This window comes from Paenibacillus sp. N22P23, from assembly GCF_059383735.1.
Genome location: NZ_JBXENT010000004.1, coordinates 460,709 through 480,282, shown reverse-complemented (window position 1 = coordinate 480,282; position 19,574 = coordinate 460,709). Strand labels below are relative to the sequence as shown.

Genomic DNA, 19,574 nt, shown 5'->3' with positions numbered 1-19,574 from the left:
GATTCGGAGGGCGGGCGAGTTTTGCCGATCATTAACCCATCGCTAGTCAAGGGAGTGAGTAACGTTGGTGAAGTCGCTCAGTTTCCAAATTTTATCCGGATTTGTCGTCGTGGCGATGCTGCTGACGTTGCTGCTCATCACCAATAATAACTATGCCATCAATGTTGTTCGCTCTCAGATTGCGGACGCCAACCGAAATCTACTGACGAAATATGTGGCCGATCTCGAGAACCAGTTTGAGGAAGCAAACAATTACTTATATGGCCTGGTCTTACAAGACCCGGATATCCAGGTGCTCTCGCTTAGGAACGAGACGGATGAGACTTATTTTGCAAAACAACGGATTATTACCAAATTGAAGGTTCAGCTTAACATCATGCATGGTGTTGATGCGCTGTTCGTTTATTCGGCGGCTGATCAAGGATTAATTTGCATTGCCGCGCAAGGCAGGCCGCAATCGCAAATCAACGATACGATTGTGAAGCTCGCGCAGACCGGGGTACCGGATATGAGGAAGTGGTTCCCCTATGAGGTCGGGCAGGAGCACTACATGTTCCGTTACGTCAAATACAATTCGCAGGTGACCGTTGGCGCGGCGATGAGTTCTGACAACTTGGTGGAGAATATGCCGGTATGGAATGAGGAGCAGAAGCAAGGGATCAATTTGCTTACCGATGATTGGGGCTTGCTGGTCGAGACGGGCTTTGCGCAGGACGATCTTCATGCGATCCGAGATGTCGGCATTCAGAGTAATATGTTCCAAACGGTTCATCCGGCGCAGCGTGGCAGCTCCTCCTTTCAGCTGGTAGGGAAGCATCTGAATCAGGCGGATTTGTCGGTCGTTTATACGATTCCAGAGAAACATCTGCTCGCGAACTTGCCTAATTTTCAGCGGCTTATTAACTTGATTCCGTGGGCAACCGTGCTTATCACCGTCTTCTACGTACTATTCATTCAACAAATTCTGCTTAAGCCGATGAGGCAGCTCATTAAAGGCATGCACAAGATCAAGAAGGGCGACTGGGCAATTCGGCTGCCGGAAGATCCGAGGACCCGTGAATTTGCTACGCTTAACCTTACGTTTAATCAGATGGCAGAGGAAATACATGCGCTGAAGATGGAGGCCTACGAGAAGCAGCTGCAGGCGCAGGAAGCACGGTTCAAACATTTGCAGGCACAGATTAACCCGCATTTCTTCATGAATGCCCTTAATATCTCGTACAGCTTGGCGGGGCTTCGGGAGTACCAGCTCGTGCAGAAGCTGCTCGCGCACATCGTTGATTTCCTGCGATTCATTACGCGTAATAACGGGGAGCTGGTGACCATTGATCAGGAACTTGGTCATATCCGTCACTATTTGGAAATTCAGAAGCTGCGCTTTCCGAACCGACTAGATTACGAGTACATCATCGACGAACGCTGCGGCATGATGCTCATTCCTCCTTTGATCGTGCAGCCTGTGGTAGAGAATGCGGTTATTCACGGCTTCAAGATGGAGTCGGGCATGTTTCTCATTCGGATTAGAGTTGCGATGCGAGATGATCAGCGGCTTGAGATTACGGTACAGGATAACGGGATTGGCTTCACAGCCGTGCAGGTTGACAGCTGGCAAAGGGGAGAGGAGCTCCCGGGAGCGCACATCGGCATTCGCAATATGATGGAGCGCATCGCCATTAAGTATGGTACTGGCGCGGAGGTTGCGTTCGAGAATGCGGCGGAAGGCGGCGCGCTGGTGCGGCTGCTGCTTCCGGTTGCTGAACTGATGCTTAAGGAGGCCAAGTGACATGGATGTACTTATCGTGGATGACGAAATGTATGCGGTCAAAGCGCTTGTATCCAATCTTGCGTGGGCGGAGCTTGGGTTCAGCGGTGTTTATGAGGCGTACTCCGTGTCGGAGGCCAAGCGGATCATCGAGTCGCAGCATGTGAAGGTGCTGATCAGCGATATTGAAATGCCTGGCGCTTCGGGTATCGACCTGCTTGAATGGGTAAGAAACGCTCATCCGGAGATTGAGACGGTTTTCCTGACCTGCCACTCGGATTTTCAGTATGTCAGACAAGGCTTGCACTATGGGCTGGCCCAATATTTGCTGAAGCCAGTCGATTATGAAGAGCTCCATCAAGTGATACAGAAGCTGGTAGAGAAGTTGACCCTCGATTTGGAGACCAAACGCTATAACGAAGCCTACAAGAAATATTACCGATTATGGGAAGAGCAGAAGCCGGTTCTGGTTGAGCGGTTCTGGCAAAATCTCGTTGAGGAACGGTTCTACCCCTCAGTCGATGAAGTGCAGGAGCTAATGAGCGCCTATGACATTCCGTTGAAGCCGGGCAATCAGGTACTGCCGCTGCTAATTGGTGTGGAGGAATGGTACAAGGAGTTAAGCGGGAAAGATGAAGAAATTATGAACTACGCGCTGCGTAATGCGGCCGAGGAAATGCTGTTGACGGATCGGAACGGCATCGTATTTCGGGACCGCCATCGGAATACGCTGGTGCTGTTTTATGGATCAGAGCATGATCTTGAACCATTGGAGGAACGAAGCCGCAGCTTCATTGAGGCATGTGATCATTATTTGTTCTGCAGTTTATCCTGTTATATCGGAAGACCAACGACGCTCACTGCGCTGCCTTCCCTTTATTTGACACTGATGCGGGCGTTCCGCAGCAATGTAACACAATCGCGCGCATGCTTGCGCGTACGGGAAGAGCCTTTCGAGGATTTCGGCAAAAATCCCCCGCCGCCGATTGACTCCTGGCGCGTACTGCTCGAAACCGGCAAGTCGGAGGAACTGCTGCAGCGGGTAGAGCACTATCTGATCGGGCTTGGAGCAGAGAAACGACTGTCGGCGGAAATGCTGCATGCTATCTATCATTCGGTCGTGAATATGATCTACCATCTCTTTCATAAGCTCGGCTTGTCCGTACATAACGCGTTCGAGTGGCAGCAAGGGCTTGACCTGCCGCAGGCGACCAGGACATTGGCGCAGTTCCGAGCATGGATCAACCGCGTCATTCCGGAAGCAGTCCGCGCGGTGCGAAACCATGGCGGCGATCATTCGGCGGTCATCGAGAAGGTGAAGCAGTTCGTAGCTGACAATGTCGATAAGGAGTTTATGCGCGAGGACATTGCCACATATGTGTATCTCAATTCCGACTATGTCTCTCGGATGTTCCGCAAGGAAACCGGCCAGTCGCTGCAGGACTACATCATCCAGCAGAAAATCGGGCATGCCCGCAGCCTGCTCGTATCCACGAACACGAAGATCAGCGATGTCGGCTACAAGGTGGGCTATTCGAACATTCCCTATTTCACGAGCTTATTCAAGCGGGTGGTCGGCTTATCGCCGCAAGAATTTCGGAAGAAATATCAGGTGTGAGGAAATCGGACTCTCAGCATCGAAAGAGACCAATTCGTCGGTTTGGCGAAGGCTGAGAGTACGAAAATGAGACTCTCAGAAGCTAAACAGAGCCGAAATGAAGCTGAGAGTTCGAAAATCGAACTCTCAGCTTCGAAAGCAGCTAATCTCGCGGCACGGTGATGGGTGTGACCACCTAGTCGTCATACTGTAATTTCAATCGGTTTATTCCATTGTTGCTCCTCTGTACGTGACTATAATTAATAGAAAGGACAAGGGAATGGGGGCTAATGCGATGAGTGGACGCGGTGCCAAGTGGAGCAGTCGCAGACGTTCTTTCTGGCATGAGTGGCGTCGTAACAAGCTGCTCTTCCTGCTGCTGCTGCCCGGAACACTCTATCTGTTCATCAACAATTACATCCCCATGTTCGGTATCCTAATCGCATTCAAACAGGTCAATTTCACGAAAGGCATCTGGAACAGCCCTTGGAACGGCTTCCACAATTTCGAGTATTTGTTCAGCTCCACCGATACCTTCCTCATCACGAGAAATACAGTGCTGTATAATCTGCTTTTTATCGTACTCGGTACGATCATCGCCATCGCTTTTGCTGCATTATTAGGTGAGCTTCGGCGAAGGTTTCTCACCATGCTGTTCCAAAGCATCATGTTCTTCCCTTATGTGCTCTCGTTTGTCGTGGTCAGCTATCTGGGATTTGCCTTCCTCAGCATCGAGCACGGTTTCATCAACAATCAGCTATTGAAACCGCTTGGCTTCGATGCGATCGAATGGTATAACGACCCTCGATATTGGCCTTATCTATTAACCCTCGTCTACCTCTGGAAAAATCTCGGCTACAGCACGATCATCTACATGGCCGCCATCATCGGCATTGAAACGAGCTATTACGAGGCTGCGGTTATGGAAGGCGCAAGCAAATGGCAGCAATTCAAATTCATCACACTGCCTCTACTTAAACCTGTAATCGTCGTCTTAACGGTGCTGGGTATCGGCAAAATCTTCTTCGCAGACTTCGGTCTATTCTATCTAGTCCCACTTGCATCAGGCCCGCTTTACAAGACGACTCTCGTCATTGATACGCAGGTTTACAATGTGCTGAGGCTGCACAACGATATCGGCATGGCAACAGCCGTTGGGGTCTACCAAGCAGTCGTCGGTTTCGTGCTTGTGCTCCTTTCGAATGCAATTATCCGCAAGGTGAGCAAAGAGAACGCCTTATTCTAGGGGAGAGTGAACTATGAAGGTCGCAGCATCGGCAGCTGTCCATGCGATTCCAGGGAAATGGAAATCCTATCACGCAAACAGCGTTTCCCAGTGGACGAACCTGCTTATCGTTACTTTCTTCGCCTGCTACTCTCTGCTTTGCCTGATACCTGTTCTGCTGGTGCTTATCGTATCCTTCTCGGATGAGCATTCCATCACGCTGCATGGCTATTCGCTATTTCCCGACAGATGGAGCACGGAAGCCTATCTTTATTTGTTCCGCGATGGGCTTGCGATTGTGAACGCATACGGTGCGACGATAACGGCAACGGTGCTTGGGACAACTGTGGGACTGCTTATGACGGCTAGCTTCGCATTCCCGCTGTCTAAGAATGATTTTAAGTACCGCAATATTTTCGCATTCTATGCTTTCTTCACGCTGTTGTTTAATGGAGGTTTGGTGCCGTGGTACATCGTATTCTCCAAATACCTTAAGCTTGGCAATACAATCTGGGCGCTCATTCTGCCGGGACTGCTCATGAACGCGTTCTATGTGCTGCTCATCCGAACCTTCTATCAGTCTTCGATTCCGGCTGAAATCTATGAATCCGCGCAGATTGACGGTGCGAACGATATTCGTGTGTTCGTCCAAATTGTACTTCCACTTTCGCTGCCAGTGCTGACGACAATCGGATTATTTTATACGCTGGCCTATTGGAATGATTGGTATAACAGCATGATCTTTCAGAGCCGGGATCAGTTTATCAGCCTGCAGTATGTCATGAACCGTACCTTGCTCAATTTGCAGTATTTACTTCAGAACAACCAGGCCGCTGCTCAGGCTCAAGGCGACTTTCCCGGCGAATCCGTTCGGATGGCGATGGCCATAGCCGGTATCGGACCGATCGTGTTTGCTTACCCATTCTTCCAGAAGTACCTCGTGAAAGGGCTCACGGTTGGTGCAGTGAAAGGTTAAGGAGGGCTTCGTCATGATAGGAAATGTATGGAGAAAATCAACCGTTGTCCTTTCGGTGTTCGTGGCGTCTTTCTTGTTGTTATCCGCTTGTACAAGTGGCGATGGCGGGAGCGGCAACTCGTCGGCAGGTGCGAGCGATATAGCCAAAAACAGTTCATCCAGCACTGCGGCTGAAGTGGAGAGGGTAGAGTCGAGCGCGACCGAGCTTGATCCCTACGAGATCAGTATCTATGTGCCGGGTGCGACAACGCAGGATATTCCGGTTGTGGAGGAAGCGATCAATGCCTACTTGAAGGACAAAATCAACGCGACCGTCAAACTGAACTTCATCGACTGGAACAATTACCAGAATAAAACCAACCTTATGATTACGTCCGGTGAGAAATTCGACCTCTTCTATATGGCGAATTGGCTTGGATATCCGGATGCTGCCGTGAAGGGGATGCTGCTGCCGGTTGATGATTTGATCGAGAAATACGGGCAAGCGATCAAGCCGAATTTAAACAAGGTGTATCAAACAGGGGCCAAAGTAAACGGCAAGCTTTACGGGGTCCCTTCGAACAAGGAATATGCATCGAATCAAGCGCTGCTTATCCGCAAGGATATTATGGACAAATACGGATTTGATCCGCAGCAAATTCATACCTATCATGATTTTGGCAGCTGGTTCAAAACCATTAAGGACAATGAGAGCGAGCTTGTCCCTTTCGCCGGCATTAACGATATGGAATGGGCCATTCTATCGAAATTTGAGCCGATCGGAAACTACTTTGGCGTGCTGGATAAAGAAGTGAATGATTTGAAGGTAATCGACATGTTCGAAAGTCCGAAATACATCGAGATCGTCAAGCAGGCCCGTGAATGGTACACCGCCGGCTATATCGTGAAGGATGCGGCAACAACACAAGTGACACGGGAAGAGCTGATGAAGAACGGCAAAGTGGCGACGATGATGAATGGGGCTAAGCCCGGCATCGACAAAGAGAAAACCATTATGACAGGCCGTGATCTCGTTCAAATTGATTTCAGTAAACCATACACGTCAACCGGTGATGTAACAGGTGCATTGCTTACCATCCCCAATACTTCGACCAATCCTGAGCGCGTCATGATGTTTCTCAATCTGCTGTACTCTGACAAGTATTTGTTGAACTTGATCGACTGGGGTGTGGAAGGCAAGCATTATGTGAAGGTATCCGATAATGTCATCGATTTTCCGCAAGGCGTGGATGCAACAACGGTCGGTTACAGCGCGCAGGGCGATCAGTGGATCTTCGGCAATCAGTTCAACAGCTACCTGTTCCAATCGGAGGATCCGGATAAATGGAATAAGCTGATGCGGTTTAACGACAGTGCAATTATCTCCAAAGCGCTTGGCTTCAGCTTCGATCCGACGCCGGTGCAGAACGAGATCAGCGCTTGTCTGACGACGATGAACCAATATTTTATCGGCCTTAGCTCTGGTTCGCTGGATCCGGACAAATATGTACCGGAGCTCGTGAAGAAGCTCAAAGCGAACGGGTTGGACAAAATTATAGCCGAGAAGCAGAGGCAGCTTAATGTGTGGGTGGCGCAGGGGAAGTAGGGAGAGGCAGGCGCGCAGCAGGATTATTGGAATGAAACACGAATACATGCACGATTGGAAAATCGTAGAATACTAGAGAAGGCAGGTAGTCGCGATGAGGACAGGTCAGGCAGGGCAGTTATTCGAGATTAGCTTCGAAACCGGGGAGAGCATCGGCAATCCATTCTGGGATTGCAGTGTTTCTGCCCGTTTCGTACATGAAAGCGGGCAATCGGAGCAAATCGTGGAAGGCTTCTATGATGGACGTAGTGATCAAGGGCAGATGCGTTACAAGGTTCGATGGATGCCGCAGCTTGCCGGTATATGGACATGTGAGGCAAGCTCGCACCCTCGGTTAGAAGGACTGAATCAGAAGTTCGATGTGCAAATCGAAGCATCTTCGGAGACAGGTCGCGGATTTCTGCGTACGGCGCCGGAACGCGACTGGAAGTTTGTATACGACAACGACGAGCCTGCCTTCCTTCTTGGGGATACCCAATATAACTTGTTCGGTGCCCATTATAACGGTGTCGATGTGGCGGCGATATTGGATCACAGACAAGCGCAGGGCGTGAACTATATTCGCGCACGTGCGCAGGTCAGCCCTCATCATCCCGATATTCGCAATACGTGGCAGACACGAGACTGCTGGCCTTGGGGCGGCAGTTCGCAGTGGCCGGATTTTACTAAGCTCAATGTGGACTATTTTCAAGCGGTCGATGAGGTCATGGCGATGCTTGCAGAGCGGGAAATGGGTGCTGAGTTTATTCTGGAAGCGTGGATGCTGGAGTTTCCGTTTAACAACCGCGGGCAGTTTCTGCCGGAGCACGAGGAGCTGTGGGTAAGATATCTCATCGCCCGCTATGCGGCATATCCGTCGCTCTATGTATGGTGTCCGTCCAATGAATATGAGTTCTATCCGGGCAAAGCCGCTTATCACAAAGAAGCGGATCGCTGGTTCAAAAGGCTGGCGAAGCTGATCAAATCATGTGACCCCTATAAGCATCCGATCGGTGCGCATCAATGGTACCAGAAGGTTGCACTCCATGAGCGGCTTGGCGATTGCGATGAGCTGGATGTGTATCTTGTTCAGTCAGATTGGATCTTGGAAGTACAGAAATTCAATCACAATCCGGCCCTCTGCATGTGGATCGATCAACAGGTTCGATTCCACGCCGGCTCGTCGAAGAAGGCGGTCATGTGCAGCGAGTTTGGCTATGAGAAATCAGGAAGCGCATTCACGATTGACGTTCATGAGCTGTTCGACCACCATCATACGCGGCGCGGGCAATGGAGGGCCGGGTTCAGCGGCTTCCCGGTTGTGCATGGCTTCAACAACACATGGGGTCCTAATATGACGCTGGAGACGGATTCGATCGGTTCGGCATACTTGCCGATTTATCGTACGTTTATGACGGAGGATGTCCGGTTTACGGATATGGTTCGGACGCCGGAGCTGCTGCGGAGTTGTTCAGGTGATGACAATCTGGGTACAGCACCGCTCAGCATGGTCAATCGGGAGCATTCTGTAGCTGCCGTTTACTTTCCGGTGGCGGGCAGCTGTGAGCTGGCGCTTGATGAACCAAGCCGCTACAGCTTCTACTGGTTAAATCCTCGCACAGGTGAACGCTCGGAGCGGGCGAGCTGTGTATCATTTCATTTTGCAACGCCTGCTGTTGTGGATACGGAGCATGAGAGTGATGTGCATGATAGTGATTGGGTGCTGTGTCTGAAGAAGCAAGCCTAACAAAGGGGAGAGCGCATGTTATGGTAAGTCAGGCAGGGGAGATATCAACATTGCGGTACGGCTCTGCCGAGCCGCTTCCGGAGCGGCTGCTGCTGACGGCAGGTCCGCTGACAGCGGTCCTTGAAGAAGGCGGACTTCGATATATTCGCTATGGCGGGCAGGAGGTTGTACGGGGCATTTATGCCGCTGTCCGGGATCAGAACTGGGGAACGATTAAACCGGTATTTCGGGAGTTTCATGTAATGGAGCGCAGGAATGAGTTTGAGGTGCGTTTTGTAGCTGAGCATCGGCAGGGCGAGATCGATTTTGTGTGGGAAGGGGCCATCACCGGCTCGGAGGATGGAACCATTAGCTTTACGTTCGACGGGGAAGCGCGTTCGGACTTTCTTCGCAATCGGATTGGCTTCTGTATCTTGCACCCTTCCGAGTTGGCGGGCTGTAAGGTGGAGGTAGAGACCGAGGAGGGGACGGAGAACCGGGCAATTGCGGGCGTATTCCCTGATCGGATTTCGCCGCATCAGCCATTCTTCGGCATGACTGCTATCCGCCATGAGATAACGTCGAAGCTGGTTGCAGAACTGCAATTTAGCGGTGATTTGTTCGAGATGGAGGACCAGCGCAATTGGACGGATGCCTCCTACAAAACATATTGTACGCCGCTCAGCATTCCTTACCCGGTGAAAGTTTCGAGCGGGGAGCGAGTTAAGCAATCTGTGACGCTTAGGCTGATTGGCGAAGTTGACGAGATCGTGGATGCGGGTTCGGGTTTAGGCGAGGTTGGCGGAGACGTGGTGGAGGTCTCGGCGGACTTCTCTGGCATACAAGTGATTAGAGTTGAGTTACGTGACCAAGTGGCCGGGAAGATCCCAGGTATTGGATTAGGGATGACGCCGGGCCGACCGCTTGCGATGTCCGAGATTGAAGCGCTTCGTCCACTAGCGCTTACTTTCCTACGAGCGGTTATTCGATTGGCTGACTTGGGCTGGGAGCAGGAGTTTGCGAATACGGCTGCTGCCGCAAGTGCGCTCGGTGCAGGTATAGAGCTTGAAGTGATTGTCCCGGAGGAAAGGGAAGTGAAGGGCGAAGGCCAAAGCCAAAGCCAAGGGCAGCGTTTGCTTGAGACGCTTGTTCAAGTTATCGCCGAAGCGGAAGCTGTCTTGGAGACGGTGTTTGTATTCCCGGAAGACGGCTTCGTGAGCATTCATGAGCTTTCGTCCGAGCTTATACAGCTGCGAGATACGGCACAGCTTTCCTTCCGCGTGGGCGGAGGCACTCGTGCTTACTTCACGGAGCTTAATCGTGCGGCGCTGCCGCTCGCTCCGATGGAGGCAGCCATGTACACCATTAATCCGCAGGTGCATGCCTTTGATATTGCATCGCTCGTCGAAACGGTTTCCGCGCAGGCGGATACGGTTCGCAGTGCGCGAAACATCGTACCCGATTTGCCGCTAAGCATCGGCCCAATTACGTTCAAGCCGCGTTTGAATCCAAACACGACTAGTGAAGAAGGCAGGCGCAAGTCCGAGGACCGCGCTAATCATACCGATGCGCGCCAATGGTCGTTGTTCGGCGCAGCGTGGACGCTCGGCAGTTTGCGAAGCTTATCGGAGGCAGGAGCGGAGCGGGTCTGCTACTTAGAGACGGCAGGCCAGCTTGGTGTTATGCGTGATGGCGGGGAAGAGAAGTATCCGCTCTATCACGCATTGTCGGCTGTGGCCAAGCTGCAAGGTGCAGAAGTGCTGGATTGCTCGGTTTCCGACCGATTGGCTTGCGACGTGCTTGCTGTAAGAGGTAACGACGGCGCTGTGACGTTGCTCGCAGCGAATTACACGAACGAACTTATACGCGTACGTGTTCAGTCGCAGTCGGCAGCGTTTCAGCCGGCGGAGCTGCTCGCGCTGGATGAGCGAGCTAACCAGCCGCTTGCTCCGGTTGCGTATCCGGCACCGTTGGTGCAGGATGACGGCTCATTTGAGCTTGAGCTGCTTCCTTTCGCAGTAGTAGCAGTGCGATAAGATTGGAACGTGAACAAGGATGCGGTCCTCGCCCCGCATCCTTGTTTTTGTTATGTTATGTGGATGAATGCTCGCGTGCTACTCGGGCACAGGCTTTAGTTCGAAGTACTCGGAATGAGTGCTCCATTTGACCATCAGTTTCACGGATGATTGAAGGGCTGGCTCCGTTGTCCCCATGGATGGAATCATCACATAAATTCCCTTCTCTGGTGCTTCGGCAATTATTGTCCCAGAACCGCCAACAGCGTCACCGAATGTATATTCAGTAGAAAGCTGGCCGGTAGGCTTCGGATCCTCTCCACTGTACACGAGAACTTCTTTCATCCTGAATTTATCTGCGCCTTTCAGCTTGTAAACGAACAGAACAGCACTCCAATGATCGGCATGCCCTCGATATTCATAGACGTATTCGATATTGGAATCGGTGAATTCGGGGAAGTCTGTTTTGCTAATGCCGCCATAAACATCTGAAGGCTTCGTACATCCGCTAAGCACAACGATGCTGCATACAATGATGAGTGCGCTCATGAACCATCGTGCGATCTCCCTCACTCCCTTTGTTTCCAGTTATAACCATTATATCATTGACTTGTTGGTTGATGAGTCGTTTTGATATACAAATAAACAATCGGAATTTACAACAAAAGAAAGCCCTTTTACAATGCTTCCTCTCCGGCTTCGTACTACAATGTGGAGTAGAAGGGAGCGATAACAGTGAATCAATTTGTATATGAGGACGAGCGATTACATGCGATCTCGTTTCCGATAGGTGGCATTGGCACAGGCTGCATCGGCTTAGCAGGTAATGGGAGATTAATGGATTGGGAGATTTTGAACCGTCCGAATAAGCGGAGTATGAATGCGCTTAGCCATTTTGCAATCAAAGCGGAGGATGGCGAGCGTGTACTTGACGCTCGGATTTTACAAGGAGAGCTGCACCCTCCCTATATGGGTGAACCAGTCCGAGGAGGCGCGCTGCATTCCGGATATGGATTTGGTCCACATGCTGGGACGCTGGGGGGAATGCCCCATTTTGAGAAGACGGTCTTCACAGGGACGTTTCCGATGGCTGATATCGAGTTTCAAGATGCTGCTTTCCCGGGACAGGTGCGAATGAGCGCGTTTAATCCGTTCATTCCCTCGAATGAAGATGATTCTAGTCTGCCTGCAGCGTTCTTTACGATTACCGTGAAGAATACGACTGAGCAGTCATTAACCTATACCGTCAACTTATCTTCAGCCAATATGATGAAGACTTCTCCAAGTCGACATCGCTATGTGAACGATAACGGGCTGAGACGTATCCATATGGCAACGCAAACGGAGCAGAGCGATAATCCAGAATACGGCGAGTTGACGCTGGCGACGGATCAGGCGGACGGAAGTTATCAAACCTACTGGTACCGCGGCGGCTGGTGCGACTCGCTGGAGATGTATTGGCGGGATTTCACTGCCTTTGGACCATTGAATAATCGTGAATATGAGCCGGATGCAAAATTCCGCAATCAAGATATGGCTTCGCTGGCAGCTTCAATCATCGTTCCCCCGGGCGAGTCTCGCAGTGTCAGGTTCATGCTCGCTTGGAGCAGCCCGTTCATGTACAACCACTGGAATCCGGAGAAAGACGATAAACGCACCATTTGGAAAAATCACTATGCGGTTCGATTCGAAGACTCGCTGGCCAGCAGCGCTTACGCGTTCGCGGAGTGGGATCGACTGGAGCGGGAAACGCGGCTATTCCGTGATGCGCTATATGGATCGACGCTGCCGGCTGCTGTGCTTGATGCGGTCGCCGCTAATTTATCCGTACTGAAATCTCCGACCTGCCTGCGGCTTGAGGACGGTTCTTTCTACGGTTTCGAGGGCTGCATCGAGGATGTCGGCTGCTGCGAAGGATCCTGCACGCATGTTTGGAATTATGCCTATGCGTTGCCGTATTTGTTCCCGCAGCTGGAGCGAAGCATGCGCGATCTGGATTTTATGTATAATCGCCGCGAAGACGGCCGGATGCAGTTCCGACTCGCACTGCCGGTGGGCCGTGAACGTTCGAATTTTCATGCCTGTGCGGATGGTCAATTCGGCGGGATCATTAAGCTGTACCGGGATTGGCGGATTAGTGGGGATGACGAGTGGCTGAAGGGGCATTGGGAAGCGGCAAAATCGATGATTTCCTATGCCTGGGCCGAGACCAATGAGGACAAATGGGATGCGAATCAAGATGGCGTACTCGAAGGACGGCAGCATCATACGCTCGATATGGAGCTGTTCGGACCGAATTCATGGCTAAATGGATTCTATCTCGCCGCTTTGAAGGCGGGAGCGGAGATCGCGGATTATCTAGGCGAGTCCGAAACGGCGGAGCTCTACCGCGGGCTGTTCGAACGTGGAAAAGCGTATACCGACCGTGAGCTGTTCAACGGGGAATATTATACGCAGCAAGTTCAATTACAAGATTTGTCGCTGCTTACCCGCTATTCGGAGGGGAAATCGCTGTTCGGCGATGCCGTAGAGAATGCGTACTGGAATGCGGAAGCGGGCGAGATCAAATACCAAATCGGCGAAGGCTGCAGCATCGATCAGGTCGTCGCGCAATGGCACGCTAATTTGTGCGGGTTAGGCGAGATCTTTGATGTGGCGCAGACACGAACAGCGCTGCAATCGCTCTATCGCTATAATTTCAAAAGCGAGATGAGAAAGGAAGCCAATCCGTGGCGGCTGTATTCGCTGGGCGATGAAGGAGGACTGCTCATTTGCACCTGGCCGGAAGGTCGGACGAAGCCAGCCGTTCCGCTTACTTATAATTCGGAGACGATGACCGGCTTCGAATATCAAGCTGCGGTGCACATGATTCAGGAGGGCTTGTACGAGGAAGGTTTAACGATTGTGGAATCCATTCGCCGCCGTTATGATGGGAATCGCCGTAATCCGTGGAACGAAATCGAATGCGGCAGCAACTACGCCCGCTCGATGGCCAGCTACTCGCTGCTCCATGCGTACAGCGGATTCCAGTATCATAAAGGGCAGGGACTGCTCGGTTTTGAGCCGAAGCTTGAAGCGGGAGCGGGAACAGGCGCGGAGAGCTATCAAGCATTCTGGGCGCTCGACGGCGCATGGGGAACAGTAAAACTCGGCTATGATGCGCTTGAGATAGATGTACTCTACGGGGAATTTGCGCTGCAGCGCCTTCAGCTCGGCGAGGCGCTCATAGGCCGAGTTCAAACCGTTCGCCTCGGCGACGATGAGCTGCAAATCGAGCGAAGTGGTAATCAGCTTAGCTTGCTAAGCGGCAGCGCAGTTCTCTCGCCAGATCACTCGATCCGGGTGGTATTGAGCAAGGTGGAATGAGTAGTCCCTGGAGCAACACATTGGTGGGAAACGGGTGGATTCGGCAAAAGAAGATCCCCCAGTGATCTACATGAGCGGAAATTCGGCGGAAAACGCAAAAGAAGATCCCCCAGTGATCTACTTTGAGTTGCAGATTGAGTTAGCGTGACCCCAAGAGAGGTACTATTTACTTCAAATGGGGCCACACTGCTTCACTCGCTTTCGTTCACCCCAGCCCGGTATTGGCCGGGAGTTATGCCCGTTACGCGCTTGAATGTATTGGCAAAATGATGATTGTCCGTAAAGCCGCAATAATCGGCGATTTCGTTTATGGTCAATAGGCTGGTGCGAAGCAGCTCCTTCGCATGCTTGAGCCGAAGCGTTAGAAAATACTGATAGGGCGAAACGCCGAATGTCTCGCGGAACACAACGTTGAAGCGCGGCACGGACAGGTTCGCCCTCTTTGCCATATCGGCTACTCGCAGCGGCTCTGAAATGTGCAAAGCAAAGTATGACGTCACCCACCCGAGCAGCGAATGGCTCTTGTTCGGCGTCTTCTCCTCCTCGACATAAGGATCAAGCAGCTGGAAAATCAATTGAAGGGCAGCACCGTGCGCCTTCATCCTGTTGTGCAAGCCGCATGCTCCGTCATTCCACGCTTGAATGAGAGCGAGTAGCGTTTCGACAAACGCCGATTTATTTTTGGGAGTGAAAAGGGTCGGTACCTGTTGAAAGCCTTCCAATTCCGAAATCCGAGGTTGGATGAGTTCCTCTTGCCCAGCCAGCTGAATTTGTCCGGGCAGCGTTACAAAACTGCGCTCGCGATGCGGGTTATAGAACAGATCCATATGGACGTAGGGGGAAATGGTATCCGTCGTCCCTTCCAGAATGTGAAGATCACCGGGCTGCAGCATGCAAAATTGACCCTTGGTTAGGGTATATACCTTGTTCTCACGAGTAAGTGTCACGCGCATCGTTCCTTCTTGCACATAAAGAACCACGTAATCGAGTAAGGTGCGCTCGCTGATGAGGAAGGGTTTGCGAATGGCATTCGCTGCGGAGCGTATATAAGGAACAAGATCAAGCTGAGTATGATTCATAGGTAACCTGCCTACCTGCATAGTGTAAAATAGTCCGTCTGCTCTATCATAACAGGTCTAGCACGGGGAGTCCCTAAGTTGGATGAGATTTCATGATAAGTAAAATTATACTTGACGATCGTACGTGGAAGCGATTACACTAGGGTAAATTTGGAAGAGGATGGAGCGTGCAAAGATGAACCAGTTCTTGACAGCAGTTATCGGTTAATCGATATCTGAATAGGCATGATAGCACCATTGCGCGAAAGAACAGCTGCTCAGAAGCGGTCTGTTTGCGTTGCCGGCTACCATGCACACTGTCATGAACATTCATCACTAACGTTAGGCCTAATCGGTCACGCAGCTTATGCTGCGTAATCGTGCTGCCTGAAGCCGTAGATGGACATTTGTTCATCTACGGCTTTTTTGCGTTCATTTTACTCCCTCCCTACAAAAATTTCATCACGAAAGCAGGAAACTTTTATGAAACCATCTCAGTCGTATACGATCTTTTTCTCACAACGAACCGGAAGCACGTTGCTCGCACTTGCGTTAGAATCGACCGGTGTAGCGGGAGCTCCAAGAGAATGGCTGCAGCATAACGATCCCGAAACAACCGGATTACGAGAGATCGAGCAGATATTGAAGGAAGGGACCACCTCGAACGGTGTTTTCGGACTCAAAGATTCGTTGAACGCCACTTACATGGACAAGTGGATAGCGTCGATCAGGAGGGCCTATGATCTGGCAGACGATGTCCCGCGGCCGGCAGTTTGGGAGACTGCTTTTCCAAACTGCAAATACATCTTCATGACCAGGCGGAACAAAGTGCGTCTTGCCGTTTCCTGGTGGCGCGCGATCGTTTCGGATGAATGGCACCGTGGGCATGGGCAGAAGCCAAGTGATGTCGATATTTCAGATCAGTACTCCTTCGATGCGATCAATCATTTGATGGCGGAATCGGTATTGCGCGAGGCTGCGATGGAAGCGTTCTTCGAAGAAGGCGGAATCACGCCGATGACTATCGTCTATGAGGATTTTATCCGGAATTACGAGGAAACGGTGCTGGCTATATTGACCTATTTGGGCATTGAGACAGAAGGTGTTGTTGTAGCGGCGCCACAGTTTGATAAGATTGCAGACGACATTGCCGAGCAATGGGTGCAGCGCTTCCGAGAGGAAAGACAGGTTGACTGGACGAATCGAGCTTGGTAATGAGGGGGAAGTACAGTGTACAAACACGCTGAAGAAGTATTAACGCATTATCCGCTTCACGAACCGGTCGTCGACTTCATCAGACATAACGAAAATATGACCTATCAAGTAACAGATTCAGCTAGCGGTATGAGTTATCTGCTGCGCATTCATACGTCCGTTACTGAAGGGCTGTCAGGGATTCAGCATTCACCGGCAGGGCTGCAAACCGAGATGGAGCTGCTTCACGAGCTGGATCGGCAAGAGGTCATGCGTGTGCAGAAGCCTATTGCAAATACGAAAGGTGAATGGGTTACGACGTATCGATCCGACGAACTTGGTACCGTATATGCGACATTGCTGGCTTGGATTGAAGGCTCGATTTTGGATGATACGAATATCGGTCAACTCGAATTCCGAATGGGTGAACAATTGGCAGATTTCCATCATTTCACGCGGCAGTATCACGTTCCTGCGGACACTCGTCCAAGTTATGGTTCGGAGAGGCTGGATGCTATATTAGTTGAACTGCATTTTGGTGTCGAGGCAGGCGTGTACAGCAGTGAGCATTTTGAGATCATCAAGAAGGTACTGCAAGTAGTCAAGAAGCAAATGGAAGAGCTTGACGAGAGAGGCGATGCGCGGGGGCTTATCCATGCTGATTTTCAGCGGAATAACGTCATTCTTGCAGAAGGGAACCCGGTATTCATTGATTTCTGTTTATCGGGGAATGGCTACTTCCTATTTGATGTAGGCAGTGCGGTCACACTGTTTAAAGGCGAGGGGCGCAGAACGTTCCTGCAAGGCTATGCATCGAAATCCAACCTTCCCAAGGAGGATATCCGTTTTATCGAAGGTCAAATCTTCTATGATACCTTTATCAGTTACGCTTTCTTCATTCGTGATGCAGAGCGTAACGGTTGGATCAAAGCGCATGCGGCTAGAGTTTGCGACACGCTATGCAGCGATTTTCTTGCCGGGAACGAAGTGCTTGAGGCAATCTAGCAGGATGATAAGACAGAAAAAGAGAATGCCCGCTGAAGTGTTTTCAGCAGGCATTCTCTTTGGTGATAGCAGCATTCGGTTATCCAGGCAGTGTGGCGAGCAGTTGATCAAGCAGGTGGGCATATCTGGCATTGACGCCATTGGCTTCATGCATGACCGTGTTGAAGTTTCGGACCGTTCCCATCTGGGAATGGCGGCGATACAACGTAAGCGGCTCATTCAAATAATGAAAATCAACGCGGGAGAGCAGCACGCGGATCCACATGTCGTAGTCATGCGTATAAGGCAGCGACTCGTTGAAGCCTCCGAGGCCGTGAAACAGCTCCTTGGTCATCATAATGGTGCATCCGTTTACCGGACAGCCGTGCCGAATGCCGTTAATGAAGGCCTTTGCTGATCCATATTTGGCTGCTGCCGTATATTCCGTAATGGCCCCATGTTCATTGATGACATGGTAATCCGTATGGCAGATGCGCGCCTGCGTTTGTTCCATATAGGTGACTTGCCGCTCCACCTTATCAGGTGTGAACCGATCGTCAGAACTGAGCCAGGCGACATATTTGCCGGTGGCCATCGTAATGCCGTGGTTCAGCGCGCTGCCTGTTCCGCCGTTTCCTTTGCCAAGATAATGAATGCGGCTGCGATACGGGGCTATCATGTTCTGATGCCGAGTCGAGCCGTCATCGACGACGATGATTTCAATATTTGGATAGGTTTGATAGAGCGCACTGACGATGGCTTGATCAACATAAGGATCGTTATAGAAAGGGATGACGATCGACACTTTTGGCAGCATGGTCTTTCACCTCTATAGTTTCATATCTATCCTTACTATATGGGGACAGGGCAAATGCAGACACAGCAGTTGTTCTTAGGTAGAGGACCATTTTTGAATCAGGCATGCAGCATTAACCGAAGTGCGACGAAGATGTTGATCATATCCGCGGCATATCTGCTTGGGGAGAAGGCGGTTTGAATGTGTCCCTTAGCATTTCGAATGATTAGCTCTCTAAGCGGCCGATTGTCCATCAAATCCCTTGCTTCGCGAACAGCTTCTTCAGCCGTGTGACTTGTGAAAAATTTCCCGGTCTGATTGTGCATGATGAAGCAGCGCACACCATCGGAATCGGTGGAAAGCACCGGACAGCGGCAGCTCATTGCCTCTGCGACAGCATAACCAAAACCCTCGGTAGTCGAGGTGGAAAGCAGCATGCCGCCGGAATCTCCGATTGCGGATAAGTAATGGGGCATATGGCTGTGCGGCATGTTGGAGCGTATCGTAATATTGTTCTGAAGACCGTGCTCATACAGTTTGGCATAGAATTTATCCCGCTCGCCGGGCTCCGAAATCGTGGCATCCTCAAACATCCATAGCTGTACATTCGGGCGTTCCTTGACCAATTGACCGCAGATCGACAGGTAGAGCGGCCAGTTCTTATTTTGTTCCAGTCGGCCGATCCAGCCTAGAATCGGCGCACCGGTAGGATTCAGAAAAGGCACATGATGGTGGATGAAGCTGCCCGTGTCGATCATATTTTGCACATAGAATCGGGGGAGGTCACCCAGGTAGGTTTGGAAAAGCCCCATTAGATGCGAGGTCGGCGGGCTAATGGCTGCTCTGGCATAAGTGCGAATATATCCCGAGGCAAAAGCGAACGTAGCCAGTGCTTGTTCCTTCGTGCCGAGGCCTTGAGCCTCGTAAATCATCGTACCCCGGTATCCAAGCCCGTACAGTCGTTCCAGCATAAGATGATCGCAGGTTACAATTATGGCATCATACTGGTTTGCAGCCAGAATCGCTTGAATCTCCTCATTGCTGTTGGTTATAAAATGAGGAATATTCATCATATTCTGCCTACCTGCGCCATCCCACAAATAGAGTGCGTGCGCCTCGATGCCAACCGAACGAAGCGCATGATAGCGCAGCCGATTCAGCGTTTCGATCCCGCCGCTAGGAATAAAATACGTGAACAGCAGCTTCATCACTTGCGAACCTCCCTATCTAGCAAACACTTATGAATACTATATGTAGAAGAGTAGGGGCGCGTGTGGGTAGTGGTTGAACAGTGAGAACCTTTTCGTGCGT

Annotated in this window: 14 protein-coding genes; 10 read left to right on the top strand and 4 right to left on the bottom strand. The window is 51.1% G+C overall.

Translation table 11 applies throughout. The annotated features are described in order from the left end of the window. Positions 1–67: 67 nt before the first annotated feature. The 7 genes from AC506A_RS20180 to AC506A_RS20150 all read left to right on the top strand — a co-directional run bounded on the left by AC506A_RS20180 (position 68) and on the right by AC506A_RS20150 (position 10,886). Positions 68–1,783: a sensor histidine kinase gene (locus AC506A_RS20180; protein WP_495462796.1), complete on the top strand. Its 1,716-nt coding sequence runs from the start codon at positions 68–70 to the stop codon at positions 1,781–1,783. A gap of 1 nt (position 1,784) precedes the next feature. After that, on the top strand, positions 1,785–3,380 hold the full coding sequence (locus AC506A_RS20175; protein WP_495462795.1) for a response regulator: 1,596 nt from the start codon (positions 1,785–1,787) through the stop codon (positions 3,378–3,380). Positions 3,381–3,654: 274 nt separating this feature from the next. Beyond that, the gene (locus tag AC506A_RS20170; RefSeq protein WP_495462794.1) at positions 3,655–4,605 is read left to right on the top strand and encodes an ABC transporter permease; all 951 of its coding nucleotides are present in this window, start codon (positions 3,655–3,657) and stop codon (positions 4,603–4,605) included. 13 nt (positions 4,606–4,618) lie between these two features. Then, positions 4,619–5,560, top strand: a complete 942-nt coding sequence (locus AC506A_RS20165; RefSeq protein WP_495462793.1) for a carbohydrate ABC transporter permease — start codon at positions 4,619–4,621, stop codon at positions 5,558–5,560. 13 nt (positions 5,561–5,573) lie between these two features. Beyond that, a complete protein-coding gene (locus tag AC506A_RS20160) occupies positions 5,574–7,145 on the top strand; it encodes an ABC transporter substrate-binding protein (protein WP_495462792.1) in 1,572 nt (523 codons plus the stop codon). A 94-nt stretch (positions 7,146–7,239) separates the two neighbouring features. After that, the gene (locus tag AC506A_RS20155) at positions 7,240–8,871 is read left to right on the top strand and encodes an apiosidase-like domain-containing protein (RefSeq protein ID WP_495462791.1); all 1,632 of its coding nucleotides are present in this window, start codon (positions 7,240–7,242) and stop codon (positions 8,869–8,871) included. Positions 8,872–8,891: 20 nt separating this feature from the next. Next, positions 8,892–10,886 carry a D-apionate lactonase family protein gene (locus tag AC506A_RS20150; RefSeq protein WP_495462790.1) on the top strand — a complete coding sequence of 665 codons (1,995 nt, stop codon included), beginning with the start codon at positions 8,892–8,894 and terminating at the stop codon, positions 10,884–10,886. 78 nt (positions 10,887–10,964) lie between these two features. On the opposite strand, the gene AC506A_RS20145 is transcribed toward AC506A_RS20150, so the two are convergent. Continuing rightward, positions 10,965–11,414: a hypothetical protein gene (locus tag AC506A_RS20145; protein ID WP_495462789.1), complete on the bottom strand. Its 450-nt coding sequence runs from the start codon at positions 11,412–11,414 to the stop codon at positions 10,965–10,967. Positions 11,415–11,600: 186 nt separating this feature from the next. Between AC506A_RS20145 and AC506A_RS20140 the strand changes: the two genes are divergently transcribed. Continuing rightward, the gene (locus tag AC506A_RS20140) at positions 11,601–14,231 is read left to right on the top strand and encodes a GH116 family glycosyl-hydrolase (RefSeq protein WP_495462788.1); all 2,631 of its coding nucleotides are present in this window, start codon (positions 11,601–11,603) and stop codon (positions 14,229–14,231) included. A 191-nt stretch (positions 14,232–14,422) separates the two neighbouring features. Here AC506A_RS20140 and AC506A_RS20135 read toward each other — a convergent pair whose 3' ends face one another. Further along, complete coding sequence (locus AC506A_RS20135; protein WP_495462787.1) at positions 14,423–15,310, bottom strand: helix-turn-helix domain-containing protein; 888 nt, start codon at positions 15,308–15,310, stop codon at positions 14,423–14,425. Between the two features lie 462 nt (positions 15,311–15,772). Here AC506A_RS20135 and AC506A_RS20130 point away from each other — a divergent pair, with 462 nt between their 5' ends. Next, positions 15,773–16,504, top strand: a complete 732-nt coding sequence (locus tag AC506A_RS20130; protein ID WP_495462786.1) for a Stf0 family sulfotransferase — start codon at positions 15,773–15,775, stop codon at positions 16,502–16,504. 15 nt (positions 16,505–16,519) lie between these two features. Continuing rightward, the gene (locus AC506A_RS20125) at positions 16,520–17,488 is read left to right on the top strand and encodes a phosphotransferase enzyme family protein (RefSeq protein ID WP_495462785.1); all 969 of its coding nucleotides are present in this window, start codon (positions 16,520–16,522) and stop codon (positions 17,486–17,488) included. 79 nt (positions 17,489–17,567) lie between these two features. Here the strand turns inward: AC506A_RS20125 and AC506A_RS20120 are convergent, their stop codons facing one another. Continuing rightward, the gene (locus tag AC506A_RS20120) at positions 17,568–18,284 is read right to left on the bottom strand and encodes a glycosyltransferase (RefSeq protein WP_495462784.1); all 717 of its coding nucleotides are present in this window, start codon (positions 18,282–18,284) and stop codon (positions 17,568–17,570) included. A 98-nt stretch (positions 18,285–18,382) separates the two neighbouring features. Then, on the bottom strand, positions 18,383–19,471 hold the full coding sequence (locus AC506A_RS20115) for a glycosyltransferase family 4 protein (RefSeq protein WP_495462842.1): 1,089 nt from the start codon (positions 19,469–19,471) through the stop codon (positions 18,383–18,385). Positions 19,472–19,574: the final 103 nt, after the last annotated feature.

What these genes read in the sequence shown, in the direction of transcription:
- AC506A_RS20115 (WP_495462842.1), bottom strand. Translation starts at nt 19,471, where the DNA reads ATGAAGCTGCTGTTCACGTATTTTATTCCTAGCGGCGGGATCGAAACG.
- AC506A_RS20165 (WP_495462793.1), top strand. Translation starts at nt 4,619, where the DNA reads ATGAAGGTCGCAGCATCGGCAGCTGTCCATGCGATTCCAGGGAAATGG.
- AC506A_RS20175 (WP_495462795.1), top strand. Translation starts at nt 1,785, where the DNA reads ATGGATGTACTTATCGTGGATGACGAAATGTATGCGGTCAAAGCGCTT.
- AC506A_RS20120 (WP_495462784.1), bottom strand. Translation starts at nt 18,284, where the DNA reads ATGCTGCCAAAAGTGTCGATCGTCATCCCTTTCTATAACGATCCTTAT.
- AC506A_RS20155 (WP_495462791.1), top strand. Translation starts at nt 7,240, where the DNA reads ATGAGGACAGGTCAGGCAGGGCAGTTATTCGAGATTAGCTTCGAAACC.
- AC506A_RS20135 (WP_495462787.1), bottom strand. Translation starts at nt 15,310, where the DNA reads ATGAATCATACTCAGCTTGATCTTGTTCCTTATATACGCTCCGCAGCG.
- AC506A_RS20130 (WP_495462786.1), top strand. Translation starts at nt 15,773, where the DNA reads ATGAAACCATCTCAGTCGTATACGATCTTTTTCTCACAACGAACCGGA.
- AC506A_RS20145 (WP_495462789.1), bottom strand. Translation starts at nt 11,414, where the DNA reads ATGAGCGCACTCATCATTGTATGCAGCATCGTTGTGCTTAGCGGATGT.
- AC506A_RS20170 (WP_495462794.1), top strand. Translation starts at nt 3,655, where the DNA reads ATGAGTGGACGCGGTGCCAAGTGGAGCAGTCGCAGACGTTCTTTCTGG.
- AC506A_RS20150 (WP_495462790.1), top strand. Translation starts at nt 8,892, where the DNA reads ATGGTAAGTCAGGCAGGGGAGATATCAACATTGCGGTACGGCTCTGCC.
- AC506A_RS20160 (WP_495462792.1), top strand. Translation starts at nt 5,574, where the DNA reads ATGATAGGAAATGTATGGAGAAAATCAACCGTTGTCCTTTCGGTGTTC.